Origin of the sequence: Ensifer soli (assembly GCF_041928815.1) — a bacterium.
Lineage (GTDB): Bacteria > Pseudomonadota > Alphaproteobacteria > Rhizobiales > Rhizobiaceae > JBHFEI01.
In genome coordinates, this window is record NZ_JBHFEI010000013.1 from 18,744 (window position 1) to 40,335 (window position 21,592).

Sequence of the window (21,592 nt, forward strand, 5' to 3'; positions counted from 1 at the left end):
GATGGCTTTGATCACACCGGACATCGACGGCGAGCGGCTCTGGCGCCGCCTGATGGAACTGGCGGGGATCGGCGCCACGCCGGGCGGCGGCGTCGACAGGCAGGCGCTGAGCGACGGGGAGGCCGAGGCCTGGCGGCTCGTGATCGGATGGGGCGAGGCGGCGGGCCTGGAGGCTTCGACCGATGCTGCGGCCAATCTCTTCCTGACGCTTCCGGGGCGTGACAGGGCGCTGCCCTGCCTGCTCGCCGGCAGCCATCTCGACAGCCAGCCGACGGGCGGCAGGTTCGACGGGGCGTTCGGCGTCATGGCGGCGCTGGAGGTGGTCACCGCGCTCGCCGGACGCTCCATCGTGCCGGAGCGCGATGTCACCGTCGTCGCCTGGATGAACGAGGAGGGATCGCGTTTCGCACCCGGCATGATGGGCTCGGAAGCCTTTGCGGGCCTGCGCCCGATCGAAGCGATCCGTGCCGTTCGCGATGCCGACGGCGAGACGGCCGGCGCGGCGATCGACCGGCTCCTGGCGCGGTTTCCCCGCCTCGCCCGGCGTCCGCTCGGCTTCCCGGTCCACGCCTATGTCGAGCCGCATATCGAGCAGCACACCCTTCTGGAGGCGTCCGGAGCGGTCATCGGCGCCGTCACCGGCATCCAGGGAAAGAAGACGTTCGACATCGACGTCCACGGCGCGAAGGGCCATGCCGGCACTAAGGACATGGCCCTTCGCCGGGATGCCGTCGTCGCCTTCGCGCGCATCATGACGGCGCTTCAGGAGCGGATCGGCCACCACGATCCGCTGGTGAAATTCACCGTCGGAAAGGTCGACGTCACGCCGAACGCGCCTTCGGTGATCGCCGAGCGGGTGCGGTTCAGGATCGATCTGCGCCATCCCGACAATGCCGTCCTCGAGGCATGCGGACACCTCGTCGCCGAAATCTGCGAGGCTAAAGCCCCGCCCTGTCGGGCCGAGGTCCGCACGCTCGTCGCCGCCCCTTCGAATGGCTTCGATCCCCATCTCCAACGTCTCGTTCTCGACCATGCGCGCGCGCGCGGTTACCCGGCCATGCCGCTTCTCTCCTATGCCGGCCACGATGCCCGGCACCTCGCCGCGATCGCCCCATCGGCGATGATCTTCATCCCCTGCCGCGACGGCATCAGCCACGACGAATCGGAATGGGCGGAACCCGAACACGTCGCCGCAGGCGCGCAGGTGCTCTTCGACGTGGTGCGGGACGTGGCGGCCGGATTTCGTCCCCGGTGATGACCCTTTGCGCCATTCGCGAGGATTTCCCGTCGAAGCGGGATCCCTTCGGTATCGACAAGGCCGAAAGACGGAAGCCGGAGCCTTGCCGGAGTGGCATGTGGGTCTTTCGGCCGCCCCGCCGACGGCCGGCAAGGTCGCGCGCCCCGCCCCTTTTCGAAGGGCGGGGCCTCCCATCCTCAGAAGAAGCCGTAGACGCTGTCGGTGATCATCGCCTGGGCGGCATAGATCGTGTCCGCCAGCGTGTTGCCTTCGTACACCTCCCAGACGCCGCTCACCGGCGCACCGCTGGCGTTGAGCTTCTGGGTGAACCAGGCATTGTCCGCATAGCCGTGGAACTCGATGACGTCGACGCTGGCGTCGAAATCGACGATCCGGTCGCCGTTCGCCTCGCCCTTGCGGAAGACGAAGACGTCCGCGCCCTCCCCGCCGGTCAGCGTGTCGGCGCCGGCGCCGCCGTCCAGGCGGTCGTTGCCCTTGCCGCCCTTCAGCGTGTCGCTGCCGCCGCCGCCGAAGATGACGTCGTTGCGGGCGGTGCCGGTGATGGTGTCGCCATGGGCGCCGCCGGTGAAGTCGATGCGCTCGATGCCGGTGATCGTCATCTTAAGGCCGGTGCCGCCGTCGACGACCGAGGTGGCCTTGCCGGCGTCATAGACGACGCCCTTCGTCGCGGCCGAGAAATCGAGCACGGCGGTGTCGACGTGCTGGACGTTGCTGAACAGGTCCGAACTGTCGCCGCCGTCGACCAGGACGGTGCCGAGGCCGGCATGCAGCTCGTCGGAGCCGAAACCGCCATAGAGCTTGTCGGCTTCGCCCGCCTTGCCGCGCGCAATGAGCTTGTCGTTGCCCATGCCGCCAAGGATGGTCTCGTTGACGCCAACGGCGCCGTAGAGCGTGTCGGCGCGGTTGGTGCCCTCGATGACGATGGAGGGAATGAGGGTTTCGAAGATGGTCTTCAGGCCGGGAAGCGTGTTGACCGGGATGGCCTCGAGGGTGTCGAAATTGCCGGCGTAAACGATCGGTCCGTTGTCGGGCATGATGGTCGCTCCTGTTGCGGGCGCCCCCTGCGGGCGCCCTTTTCACGGGGGTCCTTCTCCTCGCGCCGTGTATGTGCCGTTTGTCTCGCCCGGGCCCGATTGTTTCGCCGGCGCCACAGCGGGCGGAAATCGGCCGCCGGCGCGCTAACGATTTTTTGCGCGGCGCGTGTGGATGACGTGATCGATGGCCGCTCCATATCCCGCTAAAGACGTGCATTCGCGGCATGGGCCGGCGCGCTGCGCCCTCAGGCGGTCGGCGGCGGACAGGAAGGATGAGAGGCAATGGACGGAGCGATCACCCGGCGCGGGTTTCTTCTGGGAGGTGCGGGGATCGCGACGGCGACGCTCGCGAGCTGCGCGACGGTGCCGGTCCGGACCGTCGCCGTCGAACCCGTCGACACGTCCGGCTTCGCCACGATGTATGCCGCGATGCCGGAGGAGCAGTTCCCTCTTCCCGCCATCCCCTATCGCCGGATTCCGGCGCGCTTCCTGCGCCAGCAGGTCGACAACCCGACGGGCGAGCGGCCCGGCGTCATCGTCGTCGACACCGCGAACCATTTCCTCTACCTGACGCAGGAAGGCGGCAGGGCGATGCGCTACGGGGTCGGCCTCGGGCGCGCTGGCTTCGAATGGTCCGGCCGCGGCGTCATCCAGTACAAGCGCGCCTGGCCGCGCTGGACGCCCCCGGACGAGATGGTCGCGCGCCAGCCGGAACTTCAGCCCTACAGCATCGCCAATGGCGGCATGGATCCGGGCCTCAAGAATCCGCTCGGCGCCCGCGCGCTCTACATCTTCCAGAACGGCGAAGACACGATCTACCGCATCCACGGCTCGCCGGAATGGTGGACGATCGGCAAATCCGTCTCTTCCGGCTGCGTGCGCCTCGTCAACCAGGACGTGATCGACCTCTACAACCGCGTGCCGGCGAAGACGCCGATCGTGGTGCTGGGGGCGCCCTTCGCCTGAAAGCCGCTCCAGGAACCGGGGGGAGCGATCGGGCGTCGGAATGTCCGGTCGTGTCGAACCTGGCCAGCGGGCTCACCCCGAGCGGGCCGGAGCCCGCCTCGGGTCGACGGCATCCGTCCGCCTTCCGACCCGTTCATCTCCGCGGCCATCATGCCGGAGCCCGTCGCGATCTTTCAGCGTCGCCTTGACTTCAGAAGGACGCGCCGAGTTGTCCGCCGATGCTCCAGCGGGCCGCTTCGCCCTGGCGCGCGGTCACCGACAGCGTCGTGTCGAGCCGGAAGCGTTCGTCGAGCTTGATCCCGACGCGGCCGCCGAGCGTGCCGAAGGTCTGGTCGTCCGCCTTGCCGGCGACGTCGCCGACCCAGTCGACCGAGGCGCGCGCGCCCTTGCTCGCTGCGAAGGTGCGGCCGATGGCACCGGACAGCGTATAGTCCAGCCTGCCGCCGCCATCATGGCTCCACGCCACTTCCGCGGCGACCGTGTCGGCGGTTGAGGTGCCACCCCGGACGGTCGCGGCGAAGAGGTTCTTGTCCGCCGTCGTCTCGCGATAGCCGTCGAGATCGATGAAGGAGCGGGTCGCCCTCAGCGACAGGGCGATTTCGTTCGCGTCGTCCGGCGCATAGATCACGCCGGCCCGGGCATAGGCGTTGAACAGCGATCCGTTGGCGACGCCGCCGGCAAGAACGAGGTCGTCGATGTTGAGATAGCGGCGCGACAGGCGGGCGGAGACATCCGGCGAACCCCAGACGCCGGCCTCGCCGAAGGCGCGCCAGGTCGCCTCGGGCGTCGTGTAGCGCAGGGCCGCGGCGCCGAGGACGAGGGCATCGTCGAGCACGTCGCTGCGGCTGGTGTCGACATAGGCCGCGCCGCCATGCAGGCTGATGCCGTTGCCGGCCTCCCAGCGGCCGTTGAAGCCGATCGCCGCGTCGGAATTTCCAAGCAGGCTGAAGAAGCTCCCCTCGTCGAAGCGGCGCTGCTGGCCGAGGAGCCCGTGCGCCGTGTCCATCAGGTCGAGCATGAGGGTCTGCCGCTGGCCGGCGATCTCGTCGAGCGATGCGCGCACGGACGCCGTGGTGGTGAAGCCGAGGCGGGCAAAGTCGATCGTGTCCATGAAGATGCCGGCCTCGAAGGCATCCTCGTCGAGGGGACCCGCGGCGGTGGCGACCACCGTCAGGTCGAGGCTCCCGGCACCGGAGACGCCGACGATGCTGCGGGCTGTGGTATCGTCCTCCAGCGGCCCGGTGATCTGGTGATCGAGAACCGTCTTGCCGTCCTGCGTCGCCGTCAGCGACGCGACCTGCCCGTCGCCGGTGGCGACGAAGCCGCGATAATCGACCCCGTAGACCGTATGGCCGTCCGGCCGGGTGACATCGACACTGAGCCGGCAGGTGCTGGAGGCGCGGGTGACGCCGGAACCGCCGCCGGCGCTCGCGGAAAAATCATCGAAGAGGAAGCTCGTCGCATTGCCGTCCGGAGACGTGACTTTCGAGAAGCCGCCGCTCGGGCAGCCGTTCGCGGCAAGGGCCGGGGCGGCCCCGAAGGAAACGGCGATCGCCGCGAGGGAAAGAGGAAGACGCAACGATGACAACCCTTTCTGGCTTTAGGCTTCAACGGCGCGGACGTCGGGAGATGCGAGCTCTCGCATCTCCCGCGGCTGCGTGCAAGATCAGCGGCAGTCGCGCCACTGCAGCTGGTAGATGATGGCCGCCTTCACGTCCTGGGTATCGACCGTCGCCATCGCCTCCTGGCCGCGCGTGGTGTTGACGCGGATGCTGGAATTGGTGCGCAGGTTGACATCCTCGCCACAGGCCGACCAGATCAGCGACTCGGCGACGAGCTTGTTGGTGATGAGGTAATCCTCCTCCTTCGGACCGCTGAAGGTCTGGCGGAAGACCGGCCCCTTCGTGCCGGCGAAGAAATATTCAACGTTGAACTGCGAGCGGGCGCCGCGCGGCAGCTGGTTGAAGCCGCGATAGTCGATGGCGAGAACCGAGACGCTGCGCCCCTGCGGCACGTGCACCGGGATCGCGACGTTGCAGGTCTTGCGGTCGAAGGACTTGCCCGTGTCGCCGCCGGCCTGGACGATATAGTCGTCGAACAGCAGGCTGAGCGCCTTGCCATCCGGGCTGATCGTCGCCGAGACGCTGTCCGACGGGCATCCGCTTCCGCCGTAACCCGGCAGGCCGAGCGAGATGTCGTCCGCATGGGCGGCGGTGGCGATGAAGAGCGAGGTAAGCAGCACGCCAAGAGTTTTCATGGGACCTTCCCCTGTTGCCAAAATCTGCGCGGAAATGCGCGTTCCGCCGATCCATAATGCCGGCGATCTGAACCCGTCGTGAGCATCCCGTTCATCGCCGGGTCAGAGAGCAGCCATAGACTGTCTAGAGCCAGGATCGTTAACGCGTCATTATCCAAGCATGATCAGAAACGGGTCATTTCAAGGCATAAACGGGGCGGAGCGGGCATGAAGACCGCCGGCCGCAAGTGTGACAACAGGGGCGACCACAGGGTCGACAAGACAGGGAGGGCATCGAGCATGGGCACGGTCACCGGAGTTTCGCCGGCAGGGCTTCTCAAGGTTTTCACAGGTCTCGGCCTGGTCGCCCTTCTCGCGAGCGGCTGCACCACGCCGCGCGCGGCGGAACCGGGCGACCGGCCGGGGATCGGCTCGGCGGAGCAGTACCGGCAGCATCGCCTGCAGCAGCAGCGCCGCTTCGAGGAGGGCGGCTACACCCGCCTCTACCGCCCCCGCACCTGTCGGCCGCCTGGCTGTCCGACACCGCCGCGTTGAGCGTTTCCCGACATCGGCTTTCGGACGTTTGAGAAGATATGGCTCGGTTCGCCCCTCGCTTCCCGGCCGAGGAGGGCGTTTGCCCGTCCTCGCGTGCTTCCCTCCGCTGCCTGATCCGGCCGGCATCCGCGTCAAGCGGACGGGGTAATGCGGCAGAACTTCGCGCGCTCCCGCTCCGGTCGGGCGCAACCCTCGCCCTTGGACATCGGGCCGCGCAGGTCCTTCCGTCGTCCAGGGCAAGTCTTCCTTCGACGACAGGCGATGAGAAGAAGGCGCGGCCTATGTGTCACCGCTTGCGCCACCCGGAACGTCCCCGAGATGACGCAGCCTCCACGAACGCCGTCCGATCCCTTGGAGCGGACAGTCCGGGGCGTGCCGGATCGCGGCCGTGAGCTGGAACCCTTTTCCGCCGTCCCCGTTGGAAGAACGCGGAGGACGGAGGTGGCGAATTCCGGGACGGCGGAAGGTCAGCACAGGGTTACGGACCGTCGCCTCTCCGGAAAGGAGCGGATCTGGCACAGGCCTGTCTGGCAAGTGCTGCGCCCCTTCCTATGTCCGTCGATCCGGGGACCAAAGCATGGATGTTCAGACGATGGCGATCGAGAGTGTTCTAAGGGGAAAGAAGATCCTGCTGCTGGAAGACGACGTGCTGCAGGCCCAGTCGCTGGCTTTCGAACTGGAGGAGTACGGGGTCGAGGTGATCGGTCCGTTCCATGTGTCGGAAGATGGGCTTCGCTCCGCTGGACGCGACGCCGTCGACGCGGCGATCCTCGACGTCCATCTCTTCGACGGAAACTGTTTTTCGGTCGCCGATGCGCTGATGCGGCGCCGGATCCCCTTCATCTTCCTGAGCGGGCACGAGCGCAGGGCGATGCCCGACCGCTACCGCCATGTCCCGCATTACCTGAAGCCCTTTGCCGGGGACGATGTGACCGCCGCCCTGTCGCTGGCCGTCACCGATCGCTACCGGCACCGCCCGTAAAGATGGCCATGGATGGGCGCGCCGTCGCCGCGCCGGGTCGATCGGGAAACGGACGAGCGGTCGCCCGGCATGCGGCGGACGTTTGCGCGGCCGCGCCGGTTGCGGGAGGTCAAGGGGGATGACGGTATCCCGTCCGCCGTGGCGAAGCGGGGCGGCGTGACGGCCGGGAGGACGGCGGCAGCCGGCGGCACCGGCGATCGCGCCTTTAGCATCCGCCGCAACGTTTCGCGAAGCGCTCCACGGTCGCGCGCCCCGCGATTTTCAGGTCCTGTCGTCGCGGATCTCGTGGCGGGACGCGCCCGGCTCGATGCCTGACGCCGTCCCGTTCCACGCGTTCGGCGGGGGTGGCGCGGACACGATTGCCAGAACACTACAGTGATCCGCGCCGTGGCCGCCGGTGTCTCTGCGCCGGGACGGCGCGTCGGCAGGCTTTCCTCAACCCGACGAGGCGACCATGTCGGCGAGCCGCCGCCCCAGGCGCCCGGCGGGATCCGAAAGGTCGAGGACGACGTTCATATGGTTGAGGCCTGCGACCGGCAGAAGCTCGGCGGGCTGGCCTTGCGCGTCGAGCTTTCCGGCAAGGGCGGCGGCCTGTTCGTGGAACGGCGTTGTCTCCTCGGCCCCGAAGGCGACGATCCGGGCCGGGCCGGCGCGCTGATCGGCTGTCAGGGGCGACCAGGCGGCCGCCTCGGCCGGCGTCATCCCGGCCTCGTTCTTCAGGAAACTGTCCGGAATGCCGGAGAGATCGTAGATGCCGCTGACGAGCAGGAGGCTCCGCACGGCGGGCAGCGGCGGGGCCTCTTGCTCCAGCGGACCGGTCGCGGCGAGGAAGGAGGCGAGATGGGCGCCGGCCGAATGGCCGCTGACCGTCAACCGCGAGGGATCGGCGCCGAACTCGGCCGCCCGCGCCTGAAGCCAGAGGACGGCGCGCCGCACCTGGTCGACGAGCACGGAAAGCCGCGCCGCCGGCATCAGGTCGTATTCGACGATGGCGGCAATCCCCCCCGCTTCAAGCACCGGCGCTGCGACGAGGCGGTAGTTCTCCTTCTCGCCGGAGCGCCAGTAGCCGCCATGCACGAAGACATGCAGCGGCGCGCCGGTCCGCGGCTGCGGCGGAAGCAGAATGTCGACGCACTCCCGCAGACCGCTGCCATAGCGCCGGTCGGCGAGCAGCCGGGCCTTGTCCGACACCGCCCGGCTGCGCGCGGCGAACTCGGCGGCGACGGCATCGAAATCGGGCACGAAATCGCGGATGCGGTAAAGATCCGGGGGGGTCATCGTCTCTCTCCTTTAGGGCTGTCGGCGCCCGCGGTCCCGGCGCGGCCCTGAGGAAGGCCCGGCATCGGTTGCGTGGTCCCTGCGCCGCCGGGCGGTTGCGCCCCAGCCCTTTCCTTTCGATGTTTCGTCGAAAGGTCAAGCCGGCCACCGGGGCGGAATTCCGGTCAGTAATCGACGGCGTAGTATTTCGGCTCCATGAATTCGAGGATGCCGGTGACGCCGCCCTCGCGGCCGAGCCCGCTCTGCTTGACGCCGCCGAAGGGTGCCGCCGGATCCGACATCAGGCCGCGATTGATGCCGAGCATGCCCGCCTCCAGCCGCTTGCCCGCCTGCAGCGCCCGTTTCAGGTCGCGGCTGTAGACATAGGCGGCAAGGCCATATTCGGTGTCGTTCGCCAGCCGGATCGCCTCGTCGTCGGTGCGGAAGCGGTAGACCGGCGCGACCGGGCCGAAAATCTCCTCGCGCGCGATCGCGGCATCGACGGGCACGTCGACGAGCACGGTCGGCGGATAGAAGAAGCCGTCGCCTGAGAGCGGCTTGCCGCCGGTCGTCGCCCGCGCCCCGGCGGCGACGGCGTCGGAGACGAGCCGGTCGATCTTTTCGACCGCCTTGCGGGTGATCATCGGCCCGCATTGCGTCTGCGGCGCCGCGCCGGGGCCGATCCGGAGCGCCGCCATGCGCCCCGTCAGCCCGGCGACGAAGGCGTCGTGGATGCCCTCCTGGACGTAGAAGCGGTTGGCGGCGGTGCAGGCCTCGCCGGCATTGCGCATCTTGGCGATCATCGCGCCGTCCAGCGCCGCCTCGAGATCGGCATCGTCGAAGACGATGAAGGGCGCGTTGCCGCCGAGCTCCATCGAGCAGCTGACGACTGTCTTCGACGCCTCGGCGAGAAGGGTGCGGCCGATGCCGGTCGAGCCGGTGAAGGAGAGTTTTCGCACGCGCGGGTCGGAGAGCATGGCGTTGGTCACGGGGCCCGGCTTCGTCGTCGTCAAGACGTTGACGACGCCCGCCGGCACGCCCGCCTCCGCCCCGAGCCGGGCCATCGCATAGGCGGTCAGCGGCGTCTCGGAGGCGGGCTTCAGGACCACCGTGCAGCCGGCCGCGAGCGCCGGGCCGATCTTGCGCGTCGCCATCGCCGCCGGGAAATTCCACGGCGTGATCAGCACGGCGATGCCGATCGGCTCGTGGTCGACTAGGATGGTGTGGGAGCCCGAAGGCGTCCGGCGGAATTCGCCGGGGATGCGCGTCGCCTCCTCGGCGTACCAGCGGAAGAATTCGGCGGCATAGGCCACTTCGCCGCGCGCGTCGGGGAGCGCCTTGCCGTTTTCGAGGGAGATCAGCACGGCGAGCTCCTCGGCATGCGCCGTCATCAGCTCGAACCAGCGGCGCAGGATCTCCGAGCGCGTCCTCGCAGGCGTGGCGCGCCATCCGGCGGCGGCGGCATCGGCGGCATCGACCGCGCGGATCGCATCCGCGACGGATGCGTCGGCCACCTCGGCCAGCCTGCCGCCCGTCGAGGGATCGGCCACGGGAATGCCGCCGCCGGCATGCCAGGCGCCGCCGATATAGAGCCCCTCGGCATGCAGGGCGGGATCGGCATAGCCGGAAATCTTGGCTTGGAACGTCATCGGAAGGTCCTTCTCGGATTCAGGTCAGGCTCGCCCGGTCGCCGTGATACGCCGCGGCGACGAGGGCGCGCATCTCGGCGGCGTCGAGCGGGCGGGGATTGTTCTGGATCAGGCGGGCGATGCCGCAACTCTGCTCCGCCACCCAGCCGATCCGCTCCTCTTCGAGGCCGAGGTCGCGAAGCGTCGCGGGAATGCCGATCCGGGCGAAGAGGGCGGCAAGCGCGGGGATCACCTCGTCAGCGCCCTCCAGCCCGGCGGCATCGGCGATCTCGGCGAGTTCGCCGGCGATGACCGGCGCGTTCCACGCCATCACATAGGGCATGAGGCAGGCGACGCCGAGGCCATGGGCCGTGTGGGTCAGGGCGCCGACGGGATACTGGATGGCGTGGGCTGCGGCGGTGCCCGCCACGCCGAAGGCGAGGCCGGCAAGGGTCGCGCCGAGCATCACCTTCTCGCGCGCGGCGCGGTCGGCGCCGTTCCGGCAGGCCGCCTCAAGCCCCTGCCAGAGAAGCGCGATGGCGCGCAGGGCGAAATGGTCGGAGAGCGCGTTCTTGCCGACGAAGACGCGCTGCTGGGCAAGCCCCGGAACGGGATCGCGGCGGATCGCCGTGAAGGCCTCGATCGCATGGGTCAGCGCGTCGGCGCCGGCGATCGCCGTCAGCGCCGGCGGGCAGGACAGCGTCAGCTCCGGATCGCAGATCGACACGGCGGGCACGAGGTGGGGGCTCGAAATGCCGACCTTGAGGCTGCGCTCGGCATCCGAGAGCACGGCGACCGGCGTCACCTCCGAGCCGGTGCCGGCGGTGGTCGGCAGCACGATGAGCGGCATCACAGGCCCCGGCACGGCATGCTCGCCGTAATAGTCCTGCGGCCGGCCGCCATGGGTGATGAGCAGCGCGACGCATTTGGCCATGTCGAGGCAGGAGCCGCCGCCGACGCCGATGACGAGGTCCGGCGCGAAGGCCCGCGCCGCCGCTGCGCTCGCCTCGGCGGAGGCCACCGGAACGTCGGGCAGGGTCGAACCGTCGATGCGGACCGCGAGCCCGGCCGCCTCGATCTGGCGCACAAGGGCGCGGAAATCGTCGTCGCCGGCGAGACGCTGATCCGTGACGATCAGCGCGCGCCGGCCGAGCCTGGCGGCGATGCCGCCGAGCGCGTGGCGCTGGCCGGCGCCGAACAGAAGCTCGCGCGGCGCCCTCAGCGTGGCGAATAGGGTCATGCGTGGTGTCCTCCGGTGGGGTTCAGGCGGCCTGAAGGGCCATGAGCTGGTCGAAAAGCGGCTGCGGCAGGTCGATCCCCGTTTCGAGCGCCGCCGCCCGGCGGGCGCGCGCGCCGTCGCCGGGCACGGCGACGGGGCTTTCCGGGCGAAGGGGCGTGGAGCGGCGCAAGCGGTGAAGATAGGCGGCGAGCGGCCGGACGCCGGGCGCGGCCGCCGCCGGATCGATCAGAACGAGCAGATCGCCCTTGCCGGCTTCATGGACGTCGTCGAGCGTTCCGTGCACATCGGGGGCGACATCGGAGCCGGAGAGTGCTGCGACGAGAAGCTCGATCGCGAGGCCGAGGCCGTAGCCCTTGGCGCCGCCGAAGGGCGCGATCGCACCGCCGCGCGCGGCCCGCGGGTCCGTCGTCGGCCGGCCGGCGCCGTCGACGGCCCAGCCTTCCGGGATCGGCATGCCGCCAAGCGCATGATGGTTGATCTTGCCCATCGAGACGATGCTGGTCGCAAGGTCGAGCACGAAGGGATCCTCGCCGGTGGGGATGCCGATCGCGACCGGATTGGTGCCGAGCAGGGCCTGCGTGCCGCCGAAGGGATGAACGAGCGCCTCGCTGGTCGACATGACGATGGCGATCAGCCCGTCGCGCGCGGCGGCGTCCGCGTAATAGGCGAGCATGCCGATATGGTTGGCGTTGCGGATCGCGGCGACGGCAAGCCCGGTCTCGGCAAGGACCCCGCGCAGGCTGCCCATCGCCGCCATCATCACGACCGGGCCGAGGCCGCGTCCGCCGTCGATGGCGAGAAAGGCCCGGCGGCGCCAGGTCGCGGTCCCGCGCGCCCGCGGATCGGCAAGCCCCTTGTCGAGCCGCGACAGGAGGAGCGGCAGCCGCTGCAGCCCGTGCGAGGGCAGGCCGCGCAGCTCGGCCTCGACGAGAAGGTCGGCCTGGAGGCGGGCATGGTCCGGCGGCGCGCCGCGGCGTGCGATCAGATCGGCCGCGAGCGCCGTCAGCCGGTCGGGCTGCATCCTCATGCTTAAATCCTATATCAGATCATATACGATATTGTATTTGACATACGATATCTTATTTGCAACAAAAGCCGCCATGTCAAGGAGCAGTCGGAGAGCGGACGTGGCAATTGCGGCGGAGCGGGATGGAAGACAGGGCGGCATCCGCCCGATCAGCGTGGTCGACGGCGTCTATGACAGCATCTACCACCGGCTGATGTCGCTGGAGATCGCGCCCGGCGCCCGCATTCCGATCGATGTCTTCGCCCGCGAGCTCGGCGTGTCGCAGACGCCGATCCGGGAAGCGCTGAGCCGGCTGGAGCGCGAGGGGCTGGTGCGCAAGGAACACCTGATCGGCTACAGCGCCGCGCCGCAATGGACGCGCAAGCAGTTCGAGGACCTCTACGCCTTCCGCCTGCTGGTCGAGCCCGAGGTCGCCCGGCTCGCCACCCTCAACATGACGCCGGAGGCGCTGCGGCGGCTTGAGACCTCCGCCGCCGACATGGGCCATGGCGCGGCGCCGGTCGACCGCAACACCCGCTATTCGCGCTTCGCCCGCGCCGACGCGCAGTTCCACGACGCGATTATGACGATCGCCGGCAACGAGGTGATCCGCAGCACGCTCGCCAACCAGCATGTCCACCTGCACATCTTCCGGCTGATGTTCCACACGCGGGTGACGAAGGAAGCGCTCGAGGAGCATGAAAACCTGCTCTCGGCCTTCCGCGCCGGCGATCCGGCCGCCGCCTTCGAGGCGATGCGCATCCATGTCGAGCGCTCCCGCGACCGGCTGCTGTCGGCCTTCGAATGAACGCGCTTCCCTCACGCCAGTCCGTGGCGCCGCCGGTGGCCGCGGCCCCCGTCGCGCTCGGCGCCGAGGGGCTCGGCAAGGCCTATGGCCCGGTCACGGTCCTGTCCGACATCGCGCTCGACCTGAGGGCCGGCGAGGTGCATGCGATCATCGGCGAGAACGGCGCCGGCAAGTCGACGCTGATGAAGCTCCTGTCGGGCCATGTCGCGCCGTCGGCGGGGCAACTGACGATGGCGGGTCATCCGGTCGCCTTTCGCAACGCGGTCGAGGCGGAGGCCGCCGGCATCGTGCTGGTCCACCAGGAAATCCTGCTCGCCGCCGACCTGACGGTGGCGCAGAACCTCTTCCTCGGGCGCGAGCTCGGGCGCGGCCTGATGGTCGACGACCGGCGGATGAACCGGCGTACGGCCGAGCTGCTCGCCCGCGTCGGCTCGACAGCCCGCCCGCGCGACCGCGTCGGCGACCTTCCGCTCGCCCAGCGCCAGCTGGTGCAGATCGCGCGCGCCCTTCTCGACGAGCGCAAGGTCGTCATCCTCGACGAGCCGACGGCGGTCCTTGCCAATGACGAGGTGGCGGCGCTGCTTTCGATCGTGCGCAGCCTGCGCGACCAGGGGGTCGCGGTCGTCTACATCTCCCACCGCCTCGACGAGGTGCAGGCGCTCGCCGACCGCATCACCGTGCTGCGCGACGGCGCGCGGGTCGGCACCTGGCCTTCGGCCGGCCTCGGCCAGCGCGAGATGGCCGAACTGATGGTCGGGCGCGAACTCTCGATGCTCTATCCGGCCAAGCGGCCGGCGGCGACGGGCGAACCGATCCTGTCGGTCGAGAATCTCGCCGTCGACCACGGCAGCGAGGCCGTGTCCTTCTCCGTCCGCAGGGGCGAGGTGCTCGGCATCGGCGGCATGATCGGCGCCGGCCGCACCGAACTGATCGAGGGGCTGATGGGCCTGCGCCCGTCGGCGGCGGCAAGCGTCGTCCTCGACGGACGCGAGATCGCGCAGCGCTCGGTCACCCGCCTGATGGAGGCGGGCCTCGTCTACCTGACGGAGGACCGCAAGGGAAAGGGCCTGCTTCTGGAGGAGAGGCTCGGGCCCAATCTCACCCTGCAGGCGCTCGACCGCGTCAATCCCGGCGCCGTCCTCGACCGGCGCGGGGAGGCGGCGCGCCTCGGGACGGCCGTCGCCGACTACGACATCCGCGTGCGCACGCTGAAGCTCGAGGCCGGCAAGCTTTCGGGCGGCAACCAGCAGAAGCTTCTGCTCGCCAAGGTGATGATGGCCGACCCCTCGGTCGTCATCATCGACGAGCCGACCCGTGGCATCGACATCGGCAACAAGAGCCAGATCTACGATTTCATCGACGCGATGGTGCGCGCGGGCAAGGCCTGCATCGTCATCTCGTCGGAAATGCCGGAACTGGTCGGACTGGCCGACCGCGTGCTGGTGATGCGCGCCGGCCGGATCGTCGCCGAGCTTCGCGGCGCCGACATCAACGAGGAAAACGTCGTCTATGCCGCCACGACCGGTGGGCGCGCCGACGACCGGGAGGACAGACATGAACACAGCGACGGCGACACACGCGCCGGTTGACGAGGGGCGCCGCATCCGCTGGGCCGATCTCGCGCCCTTCCTGGCCCTTGCGGTGATCGTTCTCTTCGGCGCGCTGGTCAACGGGAACTTCGTCTCGTCGGCCAACGTGATCAACGTGGTCACGCGCAGCGCCTTCATCGCGATCATCGCCGTCGGCGCGACCTTCGTCATTGCGTCGGGCGGGCTCGACCTGTCGGTCGGCTCGATGATGGCCTTCGTCACCGGCATCATGATCATGGTCATGAATTATCTCGCGCCGGCCTACGGATCCTCGGCGATCGTGATCGGCGCCGGCGTGGCGCTGGTGGTGGGCGCGCTCTGCGGCCTCTTCAACGGGCTGATCGTCACGCTCGGGCGCATCGAGCCCTTCATCGTCACGCTCGGCACGATGGGCATCTTCCGCGCCTTCATCACCTTCATGACCAATGGCGGCTCGCTGCCGATCGACCGCAGCCTGCGCGAGGCCTACCGGCCGGTCTATTTCGGCAATCTCTTCGGCATTCCCTATCCGGTGCTGATCACCTTCGTCATCGTGCTTCTCGGCGCCTTCCTGCTCTACAGGACGAAATACGGCCGGCGCCTGACCTCGGCCGGGTCGAATGTCGAGGTCGCCCGCTTTTCCGGCGTCAACGTCGCCGGCGTGCGCACGCTCGCCTATGTCATCCAGGGCGTCTGCGTCGCCGTCGCCGCCATCTGCTACGTGCCGCGCCTCGGCGCCGCGACGCCGACGACGGGCCAGCTCTGGGAACTCCAGGTGATCACCGCCGTGGTGATCGGCGGCACGCTGCTGCGCGGCGGACGCGGACGCATCGGCGGCACGATTGCCGGCGCGCTCATCCTCGAGGTGATCGCCAACGTCATGGTCCTCTCGGACATGGTCTCGGAATATCTCGTCGCCGCCGTGCAGGGCGCGATCATCATCATCGCCATGCTGGCCCACCGCTTCACCGCCAGCCGCTGAACAGGTTTTGACTTCAAAGGAGGAGAACATGAAGTCCATGATCACGAAAACCCGCCTCTTGCTGTCGGCCGCCGCCCTGGCGCTCGTGCTGCCGGTCGCCGGCGCGAACGCCCAGGACGGGAAGGTGACGATCGCCGTCTCCATTCCCGCCGCCACCCACGGCTGGACGGGCGGCGTCGTCTACCACGCCGAACAGGCGGAGAAGGAGCTGGAGGCCGCCTTCCCGAACATCGACGTCGTGCTGTCGACGGCCTCCTCGGCGACCGCCCAAGTCTCCGCGCTCGAGGACCTCTCGGCGAGCCGCAAGCTCGACGCGCTCGTCATCCTGCCGTTCACCTCGGAGGAACTGACCGGGCCGGTCGAGCAGATCAAGCAGAACGGCACCTTCATCTCCGTCGTCGACCGCGGCCTGACCGACCCGAGCGTGCAGGACCTCTACGTCGCCGGCGACAACATCGCCGTCGGCGCCAACACGGCGCACTGGCTGGTCGACAAGCTCGGCGGCGAGGGCCAGATCGTGGTGCTGCGCGGCATCCCGACCGTCATCGACGACGAGCGGATCAAGGGTTTCTCCGACGTCGTCGCCAAGTCCAACATCAAGATCCTCGACATCCAGTATGCCAACTGGAACCAGGACGAGGCCTTCAAGCTGATGCAGGACTACCTCGCCAAGTACCCGAAGATCGACGCGGTCTGGGCCAATGACGACGACATGCTGCTCGGCGTGCTCGAGGCGGTCGACAATGCAGGGCGCACGGACATCAAGTATGCGCTCGGCGGCAACGGCATGAAGCAGGTGATCGAGATGGTGAAGGAGAAGAACGCGCGCACGCCGATCTCAACCCCCTATCCGCCGTCGATGATCAAGTCGGCCATGTACATGACCGCGGCCCAGTTCAGCGGGCAGGCGCCCGTGCGCGGCTCCTTCCTGCTCGGCGCGCCGCTGATCACGCCGGAGAACGCCGACCAGTTCTACTTCCCGGACTCGCCCTTCTGACCGGCTGAGGCCGGCGGCGAACGCATGCATCGGGGCCTTCGCGCAGGCCCCTTCGGTGCCCGGCCGTGACGCCGGGCGCCTTCTCAACCCAGACACACAGGAGACAGGACATGAGCGGCAAGAAGATCCTCATGCTGACCGGCGAATTCACCGAGGAATACGAGATCTTCGTGTTCCAGCAGGGGATGGAGGCGGTCGGCCACACGGTGCACGTCATCTGCCCCGACAAGAAGGCCGGCGACCGCATCAAGACGTCGCTGCACGATTTCGAGGGCGACCAGACCTATACGGAGAAGGTCGGCCATTATGCCGACATCAACAAGACCTTCTCCGAGGTGCGGGTCGAGGAGTACGACGCCGTCTACGCCGCGGGCGGGCGCGGGCCGGAATATATCCGCACCGACAAGCGCATACAGGCGATGGTCCGGCATTTCCACGAGACCGGCAAGCCGATCTTCACGATCTGCCACGGCGTGCAGATCCTGATGGCGGTGCCGGGCGTGCTGCAGGGCCGCAAGGTCGCCGGCCTCGGCGCCTGCGAGCCGGAGGTGACCGCCGTCGGCGGCACCTATATCGACGTCAAGCCGACGGAAGCCTATGTCGACGGCAACCTCGTCTCCGCCAAGGGCTGGACCGGTCTCGCCGCCTTCATGCGCGAATGCCTGAACGTGCTCGGCACGAAGATCACCCACAGCTGATCGTCGACCCCCAGCGCCGCAGTGCAACCGGCGGCGCTGGGGCGCGCGCGCTTTCATGCCGATCCGGGCCGGAACCTTCCCTCGATCCGTTCCGCCGGATCACGCGGCATCCGTCAATGCGGGCCTACCGGCGCTTCACCGTCGCCAGTGCACCCGCCAGCGCGTCGGCGAAGGTCTCGCGGTCGTCGCGGTTGAGGAAGGACCCGATCTCGACGGCGCGGCGGCCGCTTTTGAGCTGCATGGAGACGATGCCGATCTCGACATGGCGGGCGACGTCGAGGAAGGTCCAGAACGGGTTCAGCCGATGTTCGGTCATTCGGCCGGAGGGGGCGAACTTGCGCACCGAGACGGCGGTGCGCGACACGCTGACCTCCTCGCGCGCGAGCGCCGCGCGCGCGTTCAGCCGGAAGGCGCCGTAGAGAAGCAGGAAATCGAGGCCGAAGAAGAACACGACCGGCCAGGCGCCGATCGCCAGGAAAACGCCGACGTGCATCATCGTCATCAGGCCGGCGATCAGGAAGAAGACGCGCTTTCCCCTGTCCCCAAGCGAGCGGTGCGGGGTGAGCTCGGCGGCAAAGACCGGCCGGTCGGTGGGATCGAGAGCGGCGTTGTCGAAGTGCATGGCACCGGACTATAGATGCCGGATGAAAAACGTGAAGCCCCCCTCGCGCCTGCCCGCGCAGACGCCGCCTGCGACGAAGCCGCGCAGGGCGGCACGGCCGGGGACCGCCTATTCGCCGGACGAGATTTCCGAGATCTTCCGCCGCCTTTCCGTCCAGCGGCCCGAGCCGAAGGGCGAGCTCGCCCATGTCAACCCGTTCACGCTGGTCGTCGCCGTGGCGCTCTCGGCGCAGGCGACGGACGCCGGGGTAAACCGGGCGACGCACTCGCTGTTCCGGATCGCCGACACGCCGGAAAAGATGCTGGCGCTTGGCGAGGAAGGCGTGCGCGAGCATATCCGCACCATCGGCCTCTACCGCAACAAGGCGAAGAACGTCATCGCGCTCAGCCGCAGGCTGATCGAGGATTTCGGCGGAGAGGTGCCGCGCACGCGGGCGGACCTGGTGACGCTGCCGGGCGTCGGGCGCAAGACCGCCAATGTCGTGCTGTCCATGGCCTTCGGCGAGGCGACGATGGCCGTCGACACCCATATCTTCCGCATCGCCAACCGGCTGATGCTGGCGCCGGGCAAGACGCCGGACGAGGTGGAGGACCACCTGATGCGCATCATCCCGGCGGAGTACCTCTACCATGCCCATCACTGGCTGATCCTGCACGGGCGCTATTGCTGCAAGGCCCGCAAGCCCGAATGCGCGCGCTGCGTCATCGCCGACCTCTGCAAGGCGCCGGAAAAGACCTGCGACGTGCCCGCCCCGCTCTGTCGCCTGCCCGACCAGGTCATCGGCTGACGAGGGCGGCAAGGATCCGGGCGATCGCGGCTTCATAGGCATCGCGTCTCCCCCCCGCGGCGATCGAGAGCGCCGCGCGGTCGAAGGCGGCGGAGAGGAGGTCGGCGAGCGGATCGATCTCCGCCTCTCCGGCACCGGGCAGGGCGGCGGCGAGACCGTCGCGCAGCGTGCGCTCAGCCGCCCCCCTGTCGATCGCCCGCATGCCGTCAAGACCGAGCACCGCCGGCCCTTCGAGCAGGAGCAGGCGCGCCCGCCCTTCCGCCGCCATCGCATCGAAATAGGCGGCGGTTCCGGCGAGGAGGGCTGCGGTCGGCGCGACCGCATCGATGGCCGCGGCATCGATCTCTGCCGCGACCCCCGTCGCCTCGCGCTCAAGCACCGCGCGGAACAGCGCCTTCTTGTCGGCAAAATGGTGGTAGAGGGCGCCGCGCGTGACGCCGGCGGCGGCGGCGATGTCGGGCGTCGCCGTTTCGGCATAGCCTTTCTCGATAAAGCGCGCGCGTGCCTGCTCCATCAGCGCAGCGCGCGTCGCCTCGGTTGCGGCGGCGGAATTCCGGGCCATGCATCTCCTTTACATACATTCTGTTTGTATGTTATCGCATCATCATTCATGCAGTATGTATGAAAAATGCGCCGATGCAATTCCCTGGAGACCGACCATGAAATCGACCAGCTACTATCCCGTGATCATGACGGCCGACGTCGCCGGCACCGTCGCCTTCTATCGCAGCCATTTCGCGTTCGAGGCCCTCTTCGAAAGCGACTGGTACGTCCATCTGCAATCGGCCGAGGATGAAAAGGTGACGCTCGCCGTGCTCGACTACCGGCACGAGACGGTGCCGGAGGCAGGGCGGAAACCGGTGACCGGCCTGCTCCTCAACTTCGAGGTGGAGGATCCGGACGCCGTCCACGCCCGTCTCGAGGCCGCCGGCGTGCCGATCCTGAAGGATCTCTGCGACGAGGATTTCGGCCAGCGCCATTTCATCGCCGCCGATCCCAACGGCGTGATGATCGACGTCATCAAGCCGATCCCGCCGAGCCCCGCCTTCGCCGCGATGTATGATGCGTCCGCCTTGCCACAGGAGTGACGGATCCGCGCTCGGCAGGGCGCAAGTCCCGTTCCGGTTTCACGCTTTATGGGCTAGAAGCATCCTGCCTCCCCACGGCCTCGCGCCCCATCGAACGGTTTCCGGATGACGACTTTCGACGTGCTCACCATCGGCAATGCCATCGTGGACATCATCGCGCGCTGCGACGATGCCTTTCTCAGCAGCAACGGCATCATCAAGAGCGCGATGAACCTGATCGACGCGGAGCGGGCCGAGCTGCTTTACAGCCGCATGGGCCCGGCGGTCGAGGCGTCCGGCGGCAGCGCCGGCAACACCGCGGCGGGGGTGGCGAGCCTCGGCGGCCGGGCCGCCTATTTCGGCAAGGTCTCGAACGACCAGCTCGGCGCGATCTTCGACCACGACATCAAGGCGCAAGGGGTGCATTTCGCCACGCGGCCGCTTGACGGGGTGCCGCCCACCGCCCGTTCGATGATCTTCGTCACGCCGGACGGCGAGCGCTCGATGAACACCTATCTCGGCGCCTGCGTCGAGCTCGGGCCGGAGGATGTCGAGCCGGATGTCGTCGCGGCGGCGAAGGTCACCTATTTCGAAGGCTATCTCTGGGACCCGCCCCGCGCCAAGGACGCGATCCGCGACGCCGCCCGCATCGCCCATGCGAACGGCCGCGAGGTGGCGATGACGCTCTCCGACAGTTTCTGCGTCCACCGGTATCGGGAGGAGTTCCTCGACCTGATGCGCTCAGGCACCGTCGACATCGTCTTCGCCAACCGCAGCGAGCTTCTGGCGCTCTACGAGACAGAGGATTTCGAGGCGGCGCTCGGCCGCATCGCCGGCGACTGCCGGCTGGCGGCGGTGACAATGAGCGAGGACGGTTCGATCGTCGTTCGCGGCGCGGACCGCGTGCCGGTCGACGCGATCCCGGTCGCCCGCGTCGTCGACACGACCGGCGCCGGCGATCTCTATGCCGCAGGCTTCCTCTTCGGCTATACGAGCGGGCGCAGCCTTGCCGATTGCGGCCGCCTCGGCAGCCTTGCCGCCGGCATCGTCATCGAGCAGATCGGGCCGCGGCCGATGCAGTCGCTGAAGGATGCGGCGCGCGCGGCCGGCCTCCTCTGAGCCCGGATGGCGGGCCGGATCGCCCGGAGCGGCTGATACCCCTCAGTTTTTTGCTTTCACGCATATCTTCCCGCAAGGTCGCCCGGCGTCTTTACGGGGCACGCTGCAAGCCGGCCTTCGAGCACGTCCAGCCGAAGCGGCATCGCTTCGGCATCGGACAATGCGGCAAAAGGAAGAATTTGGATCACGGGTGATCCCGTGATCACCGGGAATACTCTATTTGAAGGCCTCGCCCGGATAGGCGCCCCAGATCTCGCCCTGCGAGATCCAGCCGTCCGTGCCGTCGGCCTCGGCGTGGCACCATTCGCCGTTGCACTGGTCGACCTTGACGACGACGCCCGGCTGGATGCGCGCGACGAGGTTGCTGTTCGGCGAGGGATCGCGGCGCATGTTGACGAAGACACCCTCCCCCTTCGCCCGCATCCACGGGGCGGCGACGGCCGTGCGCGTGCCCGACAGCAGCGCCTGGTTGACCCAGCCCTCGGTGCCGTCGGCATCGCGGATGCGGCGCCAGTTGTCGTATTCCTGGATGATTTCCACCGGAACGCCGGGCTTGAGGTAGCGCCAGGCGACCGCATAGTCGAGGCTCGGGCCGATGCGCAGGTTGACGCTCTTCGACTTCAGGCTGACGAAACGGGGCAGCGGCAGGCCGCTCGCGCCCTTTGCGGCCTGGGCGAGCGCATCGCCCCCCGCACTCCACGCAAGCGCTACGGCGAGAAGGACGAGGGAGGCACGGGAAAGGAGAGGACGCATGACGGTTTCCATTTTCCATGACGGCGGCG

Annotated in this window: 22 protein-coding genes; 12 read left to right on the forward strand and 10 right to left on the reverse strand. The window is 68.6% G+C overall.

Going from position 1 to position 21,592, the window contains the following annotated elements; translation table 11 throughout:
- Window position 1 precedes the first annotated feature (1 nt).
- Window positions 2-1,255: a Zn-dependent hydrolase gene (locus tag ACEVQ6_RS18345; protein WP_374890494.1), complete on the forward strand. Its 1,254-nt coding sequence runs from the start codon at window positions 2-4 to the stop codon at window positions 1,253-1,255.
- Between the two features lie 179 nt (window positions 1,256-1,434).
- Here ACEVQ6_RS18345 and ACEVQ6_RS18350 read toward each other — a convergent pair whose 3' ends face one another.
- Window positions 1,435-2,292: a calcium-binding protein gene (locus ACEVQ6_RS18350; protein ID WP_374890495.1), complete on the reverse strand. Its 858-nt coding sequence runs from the start codon at window positions 2,290-2,292 to the stop codon at window positions 1,435-1,437.
- A gap of 282 nt (window positions 2,293-2,574) precedes the next feature.
- On the opposite strand from ACEVQ6_RS18350, the gene ACEVQ6_RS18355 reads away from it, so the two are divergent.
- Window positions 2,575-3,258 (forward strand): L,D-transpeptidase, encoded by a 684-nt coding sequence (locus ACEVQ6_RS18355; RefSeq protein WP_374890496.1) that lies wholly within the window; start codon window positions 2,575-2,577, stop codon window positions 3,256-3,258.
- 190 nt (window positions 3,259-3,448) lie between these two features.
- Here the strand turns inward: ACEVQ6_RS18355 and ACEVQ6_RS18360 are convergent, their stop codons facing one another.
- Both ACEVQ6_RS18360 and ACEVQ6_RS18365 read right to left on the reverse strand, forming a co-directional pair.
- The gene (locus tag ACEVQ6_RS18360) at window positions 3,449-4,837 is read right to left on the reverse strand and encodes a DUF4360 domain-containing protein (RefSeq protein WP_374890497.1); all 1,389 of its coding nucleotides are present in this window, start codon (window positions 4,835-4,837) and stop codon (window positions 3,449-3,451) included.
- 87 nt (window positions 4,838-4,924) lie between these two features.
- Window positions 4,925-5,515, reverse strand: coding sequence for a DUF4360 domain-containing protein (locus ACEVQ6_RS18365; RefSeq protein ID WP_374890498.1), 591 nt, complete (start codon window positions 5,513-5,515; stop codon window positions 4,925-4,927).
- 279 nt (window positions 5,516-5,794) lie between these two features.
- Between ACEVQ6_RS18365 and ACEVQ6_RS18370 the strand changes: the two genes are divergently transcribed.
- Both ACEVQ6_RS18370 and ACEVQ6_RS18375 read left to right on the forward strand, forming a co-directional pair.
- A complete protein-coding gene (locus tag ACEVQ6_RS18370; RefSeq protein WP_374890499.1) occupies window positions 5,795-6,049 on the forward strand; it encodes a hypothetical protein in 255 nt (84 codons plus the stop codon).
- 577 nt (window positions 6,050-6,626) lie between these two features.
- The gene (locus tag ACEVQ6_RS18375; RefSeq protein WP_374890500.1) at window positions 6,627-7,031 is read left to right on the forward strand and encodes a response regulator; all 405 of its coding nucleotides are present in this window, start codon (window positions 6,627-6,629) and stop codon (window positions 7,029-7,031) included.
- 435 nt (window positions 7,032-7,466) lie between these two features.
- Here ACEVQ6_RS18375 and ACEVQ6_RS18380 read toward each other — a convergent pair whose 3' ends face one another.
- The 4 genes from ACEVQ6_RS18380 to ACEVQ6_RS18395 form a co-directional block, all read right to left on the reverse strand.
- The gene (locus tag ACEVQ6_RS18380; RefSeq protein ID WP_374890501.1) at window positions 7,467-8,309 is read right to left on the reverse strand and encodes an alpha/beta hydrolase; all 843 of its coding nucleotides are present in this window, start codon (window positions 8,307-8,309) and stop codon (window positions 7,467-7,469) included.
- Window positions 8,310-8,473: 164 nt separating this feature from the next.
- A complete protein-coding gene (locus ACEVQ6_RS18385) occupies window positions 8,474-9,937 on the reverse strand; it encodes an NAD-dependent succinate-semialdehyde dehydrogenase (RefSeq protein ID WP_374890502.1) in 1,464 nt (487 codons plus the stop codon).
- A 19-nt stretch (window positions 9,938-9,956) separates the two neighbouring features.
- Entirely contained in the window at window positions 9,957-11,156 is a 1,200-nt protein-coding gene (locus tag ACEVQ6_RS18390) for an iron-containing alcohol dehydrogenase (protein WP_374890503.1), read from the reverse strand.
- Window positions 11,157-11,178: 22 nt separating this feature from the next.
- Entirely contained in the window at window positions 11,179-12,183 is a 1,005-nt protein-coding gene (locus tag ACEVQ6_RS18395; protein ID WP_374890504.1) for an Ldh family oxidoreductase, read from the reverse strand.
- A 73-nt stretch (window positions 12,184-12,256) separates the two neighbouring features.
- On the opposite strand from ACEVQ6_RS18395, the gene ACEVQ6_RS18400 reads away from it, so the two are divergent.
- The 5 genes from ACEVQ6_RS18400 to ACEVQ6_RS18420 all read left to right on the forward strand — a co-directional run bounded on the left by ACEVQ6_RS18400 (window position 12,257) and on the right by ACEVQ6_RS18420 (window position 17,215).
- Entirely contained in the window at window positions 12,257-12,970 is a 714-nt protein-coding gene (locus ACEVQ6_RS18400) for a GntR family transcriptional regulator (protein WP_374890505.1), read from the forward strand.
- Window positions 12,967-14,559, forward strand: a complete 1,593-nt coding sequence (locus ACEVQ6_RS18405) for a sugar ABC transporter ATP-binding protein (RefSeq protein ID WP_374890506.1) — start codon at window positions 12,967-12,969, stop codon at window positions 14,557-14,559. Before ACEVQ6_RS18400 ends, ACEVQ6_RS18405 begins: the two co-directional genes overlap by 4 nt.
- Window positions 14,525-15,520 (forward strand): ABC transporter permease, encoded by a 996-nt coding sequence (locus ACEVQ6_RS18410; RefSeq protein ID WP_374890507.1) that lies wholly within the window; start codon window positions 14,525-14,527, stop codon window positions 15,518-15,520. The genes ACEVQ6_RS18405 and ACEVQ6_RS18410 overlap by 35 nt, the downstream gene beginning before the upstream one ends.
- Window positions 15,521-15,548: 28 nt before the next feature.
- Window positions 15,549-16,517, forward strand: a complete 969-nt coding sequence (locus tag ACEVQ6_RS18415; protein WP_374890508.1) for a substrate-binding domain-containing protein — start codon at window positions 15,549-15,551, stop codon at window positions 16,515-16,517.
- A 110-nt stretch (window positions 16,518-16,627) separates the two neighbouring features.
- On the forward strand, window positions 16,628-17,215 hold the full coding sequence (locus tag ACEVQ6_RS18420; protein WP_374890509.1) for a DJ-1/PfpI family protein: 588 nt from the start codon (window positions 16,628-16,630) through the stop codon (window positions 17,213-17,215).
- A 124-nt stretch (window positions 17,216-17,339) separates the two neighbouring features.
- Here the strand turns inward: ACEVQ6_RS18420 and ACEVQ6_RS18425 are convergent, their stop codons facing one another.
- The gene (locus tag ACEVQ6_RS18425) at window positions 17,340-17,837 is read right to left on the reverse strand and encodes a DUF2244 domain-containing protein (protein WP_374890510.1); all 498 of its coding nucleotides are present in this window, start codon (window positions 17,835-17,837) and stop codon (window positions 17,340-17,342) included.
- A gap of 22 nt (window positions 17,838-17,859) precedes the next feature.
- On the opposite strand from ACEVQ6_RS18425, the gene nth reads away from it, so the two are divergent.
- A complete protein-coding gene (gene nth, locus ACEVQ6_RS18430; protein WP_374890511.1) occupies window positions 17,860-18,624 on the forward strand; it encodes an endonuclease III in 765 nt (254 codons plus the stop codon).
- Here nth and ACEVQ6_RS18435 read toward each other — a convergent pair.
- Entirely contained in the window at window positions 18,614-19,186 is a 573-nt protein-coding gene (locus tag ACEVQ6_RS18435) for a TetR/AcrR family transcriptional regulator (protein WP_374890512.1), read from the reverse strand. The two genes, nth and ACEVQ6_RS18435, sit on opposite strands and share 11 nt — an antisense overlap.
- Before the next feature lie 97 nt (window positions 19,187-19,283).
- Here ACEVQ6_RS18435 and ACEVQ6_RS18440 point away from each other — a divergent pair, with 97 nt between their 5' ends.
- The gene (locus ACEVQ6_RS18440) at window positions 19,284-19,712 is read left to right on the forward strand and encodes a VOC family protein (RefSeq protein WP_374890513.1); all 429 of its coding nucleotides are present in this window, start codon (window positions 19,284-19,286) and stop codon (window positions 19,710-19,712) included.
- A gap of 105 nt (window positions 19,713-19,817) precedes the next feature.
- Window positions 19,818-20,810, forward strand: a complete 993-nt coding sequence (locus tag ACEVQ6_RS18445; protein ID WP_374890514.1) for an adenosine kinase — start codon at window positions 19,818-19,820, stop codon at window positions 20,808-20,810.
- Between the two features lie 216 nt (window positions 20,811-21,026).
- Here the strand turns inward: ACEVQ6_RS18445 and ACEVQ6_RS18450 are convergent, their stop codons facing one another.
- A complete protein-coding gene (locus ACEVQ6_RS18450) occupies window positions 21,027-21,563 on the reverse strand; it encodes an SH3 domain-containing protein (RefSeq protein WP_374890515.1) in 537 nt (178 codons plus the stop codon).
- Window positions 21,564-21,592: the final 29 nt, after the last annotated feature.

Bases quoted from the DNA above. Each gene is read 5' to 3' on its own strand.
- ACEVQ6_RS18375 (WP_374890500.1), top strand. From the start codon at position 6,627: ATGGATGTTCAGACGATGGCGATCGAGAGTGTTCTAAGGGGAAAGAAG.
- ACEVQ6_RS18410 (WP_374890507.1), top strand. From the start codon at position 14,525: ATGAACACAGCGACGGCGACACACGCGCCGGTTGACGAGGGGCGCCGC.
- nth (WP_374890511.1), top strand. From the start codon at position 17,860: ATGAAAAACGTGAAGCCCCCCTCGCGCCTGCCCGCGCAGACGCCGCCT.
- ACEVQ6_RS18395 (WP_374890504.1), bottom strand. From the start codon at position 12,183: ATGAGGATGCAGCCCGACCGGCTGACGGCGCTCGCGGCCGATCTGATC.
- ACEVQ6_RS18420 (WP_374890509.1), top strand. From the start codon at position 16,628: ATGAGCGGCAAGAAGATCCTCATGCTGACCGGCGAATTCACCGAGGAA.
- ACEVQ6_RS18405 (WP_374890506.1), top strand. From the start codon at position 12,967: ATGAACGCGCTTCCCTCACGCCAGTCCGTGGCGCCGCCGGTGGCCGCG.
- ACEVQ6_RS18400 (WP_374890505.1), top strand. From the start codon at position 12,257: ATGTCAAGGAGCAGTCGGAGAGCGGACGTGGCAATTGCGGCGGAGCGG.
- ACEVQ6_RS18450 (WP_374890515.1), bottom strand. From the start codon at position 21,563: ATGCGTCCTCTCCTTTCCCGTGCCTCCCTCGTCCTTCTCGCCGTAGCG.
- ACEVQ6_RS18365 (WP_374890498.1), bottom strand. From the start codon at position 5,515: ATGAAAACTCTTGGCGTGCTGCTTACCTCGCTCTTCATCGCCACCGCC.
- ACEVQ6_RS18370 (WP_374890499.1), top strand. From the start codon at position 5,795: ATGGGCACGGTCACCGGAGTTTCGCCGGCAGGGCTTCTCAAGGTTTTC.
- ACEVQ6_RS18445 (WP_374890514.1), top strand. From the start codon at position 19,818: ATGACGACTTTCGACGTGCTCACCATCGGCAATGCCATCGTGGACATC.
- ACEVQ6_RS18435 (WP_374890512.1), bottom strand. From the start codon at position 19,186: ATGGCCCGGAATTCCGCCGCCGCAACCGAGGCGACGCGCGCTGCGCTG.
- ACEVQ6_RS18440 (WP_374890513.1), top strand. From the start codon at position 19,284: ATGAAATCGACCAGCTACTATCCCGTGATCATGACGGCCGACGTCGCC.
- ACEVQ6_RS18380 (WP_374890501.1), bottom strand. From the start codon at position 8,309: ATGACCCCCCCGGATCTTTACCGCATCCGCGATTTCGTGCCCGATTTC.
- ACEVQ6_RS18390 (WP_374890503.1), bottom strand. From the start codon at position 11,156: ATGACCCTATTCGCCACGCTGAGGGCGCCGCGCGAGCTTCTGTTCGGC.
- ACEVQ6_RS18385 (WP_374890502.1), bottom strand. From the start codon at position 9,937: ATGACGTTCCAAGCCAAGATTTCCGGCTATGCCGATCCCGCCCTGCAT.
- ACEVQ6_RS18345 (WP_374890494.1), top strand. From the start codon at position 2: ATGGCTTTGATCACACCGGACATCGACGGCGAGCGGCTCTGGCGCCGC.
- ACEVQ6_RS18425 (WP_374890510.1), bottom strand. From the start codon at position 17,837: ATGCACTTCGACAACGCCGCTCTCGATCCCACCGACCGGCCGGTCTTT.
- ACEVQ6_RS18415 (WP_374890508.1), top strand. From the start codon at position 15,549: ATGAAGTCCATGATCACGAAAACCCGCCTCTTGCTGTCGGCCGCCGCC.
- ACEVQ6_RS18355 (WP_374890496.1), top strand. From the start codon at position 2,575: ATGGACGGAGCGATCACCCGGCGCGGGTTTCTTCTGGGAGGTGCGGGG.
- ACEVQ6_RS18350 (WP_374890495.1), bottom strand. From the start codon at position 2,292: ATGCCCGACAACGGACCGATCGTTTACGCCGGCAATTTCGACACCCTC.